The organism is Sphingobacterium lumbrici, from assembly GCF_006476045.1.
Taxonomy (GTDB): Bacteria; Bacteroidota; Bacteroidia; order Sphingobacteriales; family Sphingobacteriaceae; genus Sphingobacterium; species Sphingobacterium lumbrici.
Genome location: NZ_SRZY01000027.1, coordinates 421657 through 429834, shown reverse-complemented (window position 1 = coordinate 429834; position 8178 = coordinate 421657). Strand labels below are relative to the sequence as shown.

The window sequence follows — 8178 nt, the reverse complement described above, 5'->3', positions numbered from 1 at the left end:
TTTCAGTGGCTAAAACATACCCTACAAAATATCATGTCGATCAACCATAAAAAATTAAAGGATCTCTATCCGCAGAACTATAAGAAAAGTATCGAGCAATCAAATATGTAGTTCATCGGGCGCATACGTAAGTGAGGAGTTGTTTATTTGTTGAAAGTCTTGATCTTCGAAGTTGACTCGCTCACTATAGATATTCTGACCATCCTGTTTATTGGATTGCTTATTATAGTTTAGTGAAAAAGTCAGTAATTGTTGTTTATGTCTTTTGAAGCCACGTTCATAGTTAAGATCAATTGAACCACCATTGCCGTTTAAGCCAAAAGTATTATCGGTAAAAAAGGAAATATCTTTATTTCCTGTTCGCATTAATGTAGACAACAGGTTCGTTCTATCATGATTTTTTCCTTTCAGATTACCCCCGATCATAAGGAGGTTTAGGCTGTCTATTTCATACCCAAATGTAATTGCTCCTACCTTTGAATTAGCGCGGTTCTTGAGTTTTCCCTCCTGTTCTATACTATTAGGTATTTGCCCATCTCTTTCAATTTGGCTTGATAAAAATGATTCGGGAGGGTACTCCCAAAAACTGTTAATAAAGGTTGATAAAGATATTTTATTCGATCTTATCGCAAAATTTCCACTTACATTGGAGTTCATTTTTCCAGAACCTGCGTTTATTCCCCCCAGATACCCTTGAATAAGCTTTTGATTCATGATCACGTTAATAATCCCACCGATTCCTTCTCCGTCGTATTTTGCAGGTGGTTGAGTGATGACTTCAATTCTCTGAACTAATTTCGCCGGAATAGTTCTAAAAATTTCACTTGGTTTGCCAACAGTCAGTGCAGATGTTTTTCCGTTGATCAAGACTTTAAAATTGGCTTTTCCGGCCATCAGGATATCATCCTCTGCGCTCATGGAAATCAAGGGCACTTTTCGTAGCATGTCGAACATATTCTGGAATTGATTTTCTGGATCTCCCTGAACATTGTAGATTATTTTACCTATTTCCTGGCTAATGAGGTTTTGTTTTCCTGTTACAGTAACTTCCTGAAGTTTTATTTCTTGGGACTGAAGATAGATATTGCCAATTTTTAAACTGTCACGATTGAGTTCTTGTTTACTGATCTTCACTTTTTTTACGGCATATCCCATCACCCTTACCTCGATGAGCAGATCATCTAGTCCATCAGCAGTAAATGTAAAATTACCTCCTGAATCACTCTTAACCACATTGATAATTTCCCCCACTGAATTTGAAATATTCAATAGGCCTTCCTGCAGGGGAACCAACGAAGTGCTATCAATCAAACGACCAGAAACATGACAGTTTTCATTTGCTTTAACATACAAGAAATGGCAGCACAGTAACATTAAGAGTAGAACACGATTCATCATAGCGTTTATTTTAGAAATGTTTTACAATTTTCAACATCAAGATTCAGAACATTATTATCTTTTGTCCCCCGAGATCCGGCTCTATATATTTCAACCGGGGTATGCTCCGTATTTATTATCACCAAACTTCATCTCTGTTAAATTTGATCGTATATCTATCATATCTGCTTTTTTAATATTCAAAGTCCCAAATTTGATAGAAAGATCTATCATCGTTTTCAAGTCCGCCTAATACATACTCATAGTTGCTTAGGAAATTGACAAAAGATGCGTCTGGCATGCGGTTTAATGGGTGTCGCAACAAGATAGTTAAAATTTGGATAATTATAAAATAAAACCCATTCGTGTCAAGAATAGCGATAATTCCTTACCTTTACGGTATGAAACCGAGATGTAACTCATATTGACAGAGACAAGTCAATGATTATCTTCGATGAGATCGCCTGCCCTCCGGGAGGCGGGCAAGCTCGGTTAGTTACATAGAGCGCTCATTAGCCATTGAAAAAAATAATCAGATGAAAAAAAAGAATGCTAACCGCACACAACAACCCGAGTTTTCTCGCCCTGTTGAAAAATATTTTTATGAATTAGATAATACATTCGCCTCAGGGAATAAAAGGTTATATGCGGTATGTCTAGCCTTCCCATTTTTTGGTGTCATGGGATTGATATGGATGGTCCCTTTCCCACAGTTTGATTTTCTGGTCAAACTGAACATGCATACTTTTCTCAATTGGGGTTCTTTTTTTATTGCCATAACCATATATCTCTATTTAAAGCTGTCGCCAACCTTATCTTATGCCATTTTATTTTCCATAGCGGCGATGAGTTTTTTTATTGTGCAACTGGAATATGTGGAACGCGACGGCGGACCGAGCGTGGTATTGGTTTGTACGTTGATTAGCGTTATTAGCCTGTTAGCTCTTTGGGTATTGGCCAAAAGAGAATCCAAACCTGTTAACGGAAATGATTTTATTAAATTACTAACCGTGGGGCCGATTTGGCTCTGGTCTAAAGTGTTTGATAAGCTGAAAATAAAATATTAATTTGTGATTATGGATCAATTGAATTATCCCCTTCATTTTCGGTTTCGTATTACGACACTTGCCAATGATTTTGTGGCGATGGATGCTTTTGGCAACACAATTTATTATGTCAGGGAGAAGATATTTTCTTGGAGAGACCGCGTTAAAGTATATCGGGATCAATCAAAATCTGAATTGTTGTACGAATTAACCTCCAATAAATTAATTGATTTTCAGCAAACTTTTACGATAACGGATGGAGCAGGGCGGGTGATCGGCAAGGTGAGAAGAAAAGCGTTAAAGTCGCTTTGGCGATCGACCTTTAATTTGATGGATCCAACTGATGCCATAGATCATAGTATTAAAGAAAAGAACCCGTGGACTAAATTTTGGGATGGGCTCTTTGGAGAAATCCCTCTTATAGGCATGTTGTCCGGTTATTTGTTCAATCCGTCTTATATCTTGCGAAATGATGCCGGAGAGGAGATGTTCGAGATAAAAAAAGAACCTTCTTTCTTTGGAAGAAAATTCAGCGTACACAAAATAACAGAACGGGAAGTAGATGATGAACGTTTTGTGCTCAGTTTAATGCTTTTGGTGTTAATGGAGAGGAGTAATGGTTAGCGTAATTGTTTTAGGTTAAAAGAAGGATTTTCTTTTACAATTTTGTTAATACCCCTCTCATTACCTTTCCGTCGTTGCCACGACAGGGCCTTCTTTATTCCTTTGATGAATAAAGAAGCAAACAAATCAAGGCTGTACCGTATTTGTCGTTCCGGCTACGCGATGATGCAGTGCGCAGCTCTTAGGCCTCCACCGCTCCGTCCCAAAGCAAAGGTTGAGATCTGCTTGGTTAAGTGCTGATTGTACGCTTCTGCAACACATCATCTGCGGCCTGCACATCCAAATCCGCTAAGGCCGTCTTTTTTCAATTCAGCTGAGGAATAAAGTAATATCTAAGAATAAAGCACTACCCTTTCATACCCGACAAATGTCGCCTTAGCGGGTCGACAATTGTAGGAATGGTGAACCTTGGTGTCGAGCCGGTACAGCGACACGCTCCTGCCTGCCGGCAGGCAGGTTTGTACACTTTTGGCAAGACAAAAGTGTAGACCCGTCGCGGTCCAAGCGACAAAAGAAATTAGTATAAAAGAAAATCCTTCCTTAAATTTATTAATAAATATGCTTGCGCCAGCTAACCATTTTTATATATCGCATACTCAAGTTGCAATGCGCCGGTATCGGCGGGAGCAGGGTATTCTTTTTCTTTGACTGCACCGATTTTTGCTAATGCTGCTTGGGAACGGAGGTTTTTCTCGCGGACATGAAAAATAACTTTGTCCACAACCTCAAACGCTGTGTGTATCATCAACTGCTTAATAGACTGATTGTACGTGCCTCCCCAATACGCTTTCGCCAAAAAAGTGTATCCAATAGCAATAGATCTTTCTGCTTCATTATATTCGTAAAACGACGTAGCACCTATTACATGCTGTGTTTTTTTATCAATAATAAGGTAGGGCAAATCCGTATCTAAAAGCTTTTTAAAATATTGGGTAAACCCGACAGGTGTGTACCTGCTGAAATCGGGATGTTGTGCCCAAATTTCTTTATCTGAAGCCACTAGATACAATAAATCAAAATCCCTTTTTTCAAGAGGTATTAGTTCAATCAATTCATTTGATAAGAGAATCCGAGGTATCATGTTACTTGATAATACGTTTAATCTTATTGGACTTTTTTATCAATTTATATAAACCTTCATAGTCTTCCTGCTCGATTTTATCATGAAGTTTCTTTAATTGTTTGATATGTTCAGCCAATACTTCCAGTACATTTTCTCTGTTTTGCTTAAAAATAGGTGTCCACATGTCGGGAGATGACTTCGCTAAACGCACAGTAGACTCAAAACCCGATCCTGCTAATTCAAAGATGCGGCCTTGGGATTTTTCTTTCTCCAATACGGTCAGCGCCAGGGCAAAAGACGTTAAATGCGAAATATGCGATACATAGGCGGTATGCATATCATGCTCTTCGGCATTCATAAACGAAGATTGCATCTCTAATTGATCCGTAATGGCATCCGCGAGATCGAAGGCATCTTCATCTGATTTGAAGGCTTCTACATAGACCATGTTCTTATTCTTGAACAAATTTGGTATAGCAGCCTCAGGTCCGGAATATTCCGTACCCGCCATAGGATGAGCGGCGACATAGCGTCCACGTTTAGGATGATCGACTATTTTGTTCAGGATATTAATCTTGGTCGATCCCATATCGATGACAACCTGATCTGTGATCCGATCCAGAATGTACGGTGTAAGTTGCATAATCGCATCTACCGGGACTGTTAGGATGATAACTTTAGCGTTTTCTATAGCTTCATCCAGCGTAGCGATTTCATCTACTAAACCAAGTTCCAATGCTTTTTTTTGGTTGGATTCATTCTTATCCACACCAATAATCTTGTTACAGAATTTTGTCTGTTTAAGTCGGATACCTGCCGAACCTCCGATGAGTCCTATTCCGACAATAGCTATGTTCATTGTTGCACTTCCTTAATCCGCGAGATAGCCTCTTCCAACACGTCTTCTTTCGCACAAAGACTTATACGAATATATTGATTTCCTGCTGTACCAAAGATTCCTCCCGGTGTAATAAATACTTTTGCATGCTCAAGTATGCTGTTGCTGAGCTGATAACCCGATTCAAAGGTATCCGGGATTTTTGCCCAAAGAAAAAGTCCTGCCTGCTTCGTACTGTATATGCACCCCAATAGATCCATAATTTCGTAAACCTTTTCTCGTCTTTTGCGATAAGTTTCATTTAGCTCATCATACCAGGATTTTTCCAGGGAGAGGGCTTTTGCTGCGGCCAGTTGCATTGGTAAAAACATACCCGAGTCCATATTGCTTTTAAAACGAAGGATTTCATTGATGCGTTCTTCTGCTGCAACGAGCATCCCAATACGCCAGCCTGCCATATTGGATGATTTACTGAGCGAATTCAGTTCGATGGCCACATCCTTAGCACCGGATATCGCCAATAGACTTTGCGGGGTTTCATTCAGGATAAAGCTATATGGATTGTCATGACAGATCAAGATACTGTTCCGTTGTCCGAACGCGATTAGCTCCTTAAAAAAGGCTTGATTGGCAGAAGCACCCGTAGGCATGTGTGGATAATTTACCCACATTATTTTTACTTTTGACAGGTCTTGCTTTTCAAGCGCTGCAAAATCAGGGAGCCAGCCGTTCTCTTCGGAAAGTGTATAGGGGCTGGCGGTTGCCCCACTTAGACGTACCGCCGATACATAAGTAGGGTAGCCCGGATTGGGGATAAGCGCTTCATCTCCTTCTTGAAGGTAGGTCATGCAAATATGTAAAATCCCCTCTTTCGAACCCATAAGGGGAAGTATTTCCGTATTGGGATTTAACTGTACACTATAATATCGGGCATACCAATTTGACATCGCTTCACGCAATGCCGGCACACCTTTGTAGTTCTGATATCCGTGTGTGGTAGCTAGAGCAGCTTGCTCCTGCAATACTTGGATGGCATCAGGATGAGGGGGGAGATCGGGACTTCCGATTCCTAAATTGATGACTTTGGCACCGGACTTATTCATTTCGTCAATTTCTCTTAATTTCTTGGAGAAATAATATTCTTCCGTATGCTGCAGCCTTTTGGCAACTTCAATTTGCATTTTTATTTATATTAACGGGCCTAAATTAAGAATTTAGCTATGAATTGTATCCTATTTTTAGAATAAATTAATTTTTTGACCCTATGTTCTGTTTTTTAATAAAATAAGTTTGCTGTATATCGGTTTGCTGTATATACATACAAATTTGTTATTTTTGTGGTCTTATATCTATAAATGAAAACTTATTTTCGACTTTTATCGTTCGCAAAACCAATTGAAAAGTATGCGATTCCATATATCATCTGTACACTAATTACAGTTGTTTTCGGTACTTTAAATTTAGCATTGCTTGCGCCGTTATTGCAAGTGTTGTTTAAAGGGGAGGATGAAAGTTTATCTTCTGTGACTCAACCTGTCGTCAAGCCAGAAAATTCCTTTGATATTCCAGAGTGGTTTACGTATTATGCAGATACTTTATACAATCAATTCGGTGCGTATGATGCGTTAAAATACGTTTGTATAGGGATCATCATTTCAGTCTTTATTAGTAATCTGTTTCGGTACTTTTCACAGCGAATAATGGAGAATCTTCGTATACATACGTTGTTGAATCTCAGGAAAACCGTGTTTAACAATGTATTGGACTTACCATTAGGATATTTTACAAACCAGCGAAAAGGTGACGTCATCTCGAAAATATCTTCAGATGTTCAGGTTGTACAATATTCAGTGACGGGTACTTTGCAAGTTGTTTTTAAAGAGCCGTTGCAACTTATAACATATATCTATGTGCTGTTTTCGCTTTCAACGAATCTGACCTTGTTTGCAATCGCTGTTATTCCGGTTTCGGCTTTTTTAATATCACGAATTGTAAAGTCGTTAAAATCTCAGGCTATAGCAGGACAGGAGTCGTACGCAAATATGATTTCCTATCTTGATGAGGCCCTTTCGGGCGTACGGATTATAAAGGCATTTAATGCCGTATCGTTTGTGAAGGACAGATTTAATGGGGAAAATAATCGATATGCAACTATTATGCGAAGAATGGTACGTCGTCAACAGCTCGGTTCTCCTGTGTCGGAATTGTTGGGGGTCGTAATGGTCGCTATCATACTGCTTTATGGTGGACATTTGGTGTTGACTGGTGAAGGAGAATTAGCCGCCTCGGAATTTATTGCTTACATCGCGCTTTTTTCGCAGGTAATGCGACCAGCTAAGGCATTGACAGACTCATTCAGTAATATTCATAATGGTATCGCAGCTGGTGAGCGGGTATTGGAATTGATCGATGAGAAAAATGAGTTGCTTGATAAGCCGGATGCGATTGATGTCAGCACGTTTAATGAAGAGATCGCATTCCGCAACGTAAATTTCGCCTATAGTGAAAAGCCTATATTACGGGACGTTAATTTTACAATTCGTAAGGGGCAAACAGTTGCTTTAGTTGGGCCTTCCGGAGGAGGAAAATCAACACTGGTAGACTTGATACCTCGTTTTATGGATGTAACAACGGGAGCAGTTACGTTTGATGGGATAAATTTAAGAGATCTTACTCAGAATTCGCTCCGGGCATTAATCGGTGTGGTAAATCAGGAATCCATCCTCTTTAATGATACGATTTTTAATAACATCGCTTTTGCCAACACTGCAGCTACAGACGAGCAGGTAGAAGCTGCGGCTCGTATTGCTAATGCACATGAGTTTATCATAAAAACCGACAAGGGATACCAAACGAATATAGGAGACAGAGGTGCAAAATTATCTGGTGGACAGCGTCAACGTATTTGTATCGCACGTGCCGTATTGAAGAATCCGCCGATTATGTTGCTGGATGAAGCAACATCTGCCTTAGACACAGAATCGGAACGTTTGGTACAGGATGCGTTGTACAAATTAATGGAAAACCGTACAACTGTCGTCATTGCCCACCGTTTGAGTACGATTCAAAATGCCGATAAGATTGTCGTGCTGGAATCCGGTCAAATTATAGAGAGCGGATCACATCAAGAGCTGATTCAGCACAAGGGTCTGTATAAGAGGTTGATAGATATGCAGCAATTTGCTGACTAGTTAAAAGGTGTACTAAAATAGCATCTTAACATGGTTTTT

7 protein-coding genes are annotated in these 8178 nt (G+C 39.6%); 3 read left to right on the top strand and 4 right to left on the bottom strand.

Annotated features, from left to right (window positions below):
- Positions 1-99: 99 nt before the first annotated feature.
- Entirely contained in the window at positions 100-1398 is a 1299-nt protein-coding gene (locus tag E4F24_RS09650) for a hypothetical protein (RefSeq protein WP_140938478.1), read from the bottom strand.
- Between the two features lie 515 nt (positions 1399-1913).
- Between E4F24_RS09650 and E4F24_RS09645 the strand changes: the two genes are divergently transcribed.
- Positions 1914-2444 carry a hypothetical protein gene (locus tag E4F24_RS09645; RefSeq protein ID WP_140938477.1) on the top strand — a complete coding sequence of 177 codons (531 nt, stop codon included), beginning with the start codon at positions 1914-1916 and terminating at the stop codon, positions 2442-2444.
- Positions 2445-2453: 9 nt separating this feature from the next.
- Positions 2454-3047: an LURP-one-related/scramblase family protein gene (locus E4F24_RS09640; RefSeq protein ID WP_140938476.1), complete on the top strand. Its 594-nt coding sequence runs from the start codon at positions 2454-2456 to the stop codon at positions 3045-3047.
- Positions 3048-3618: 571 nt separating this feature from the next.
- On the opposite strand, the gene E4F24_RS09635 is transcribed toward E4F24_RS09640, so the two are convergent.
- The 3 genes from E4F24_RS09635 to E4F24_RS09625 are packed head-to-tail and all read right to left on the bottom strand — an operon-like array spanning position 3619 to position 6129.
- Positions 3619-4128 (bottom strand): GNAT family N-acetyltransferase, encoded by a 510-nt coding sequence (locus tag E4F24_RS09635; protein WP_140938475.1) that lies wholly within the window; start codon positions 4126-4128, stop codon positions 3619-3621.
- 1 nt (position 4129) lies between these two features.
- Entirely contained in the window at positions 4130-4969 is an 840-nt protein-coding gene (locus tag E4F24_RS09630) for a prephenate dehydrogenase (protein WP_140938474.1), read from the bottom strand.
- Positions 4966-6129 carry a pyridoxal phosphate-dependent aminotransferase gene (locus E4F24_RS09625; protein WP_140938473.1) on the bottom strand — a complete coding sequence of 388 codons (1164 nt, stop codon included), beginning with the start codon at positions 6127-6129 and terminating at the stop codon, positions 4966-4968. The genes E4F24_RS09630 and E4F24_RS09625 overlap by 4 nt, the downstream gene beginning before the upstream one ends.
- A 174-nt stretch (positions 6130-6303) precedes the next feature.
- Here E4F24_RS09625 and E4F24_RS09620 point away from each other — a divergent pair, with 174 nt between their 5' ends.
- Positions 6304-8139, top strand: a complete 1836-nt coding sequence (locus E4F24_RS09620) for an ABC transporter ATP-binding protein (protein ID WP_140938472.1) — start codon at positions 6304-6306, stop codon at positions 8137-8139.
- The last annotated feature ends 39 nt before the right edge of the window (positions 8140-8178 follow it).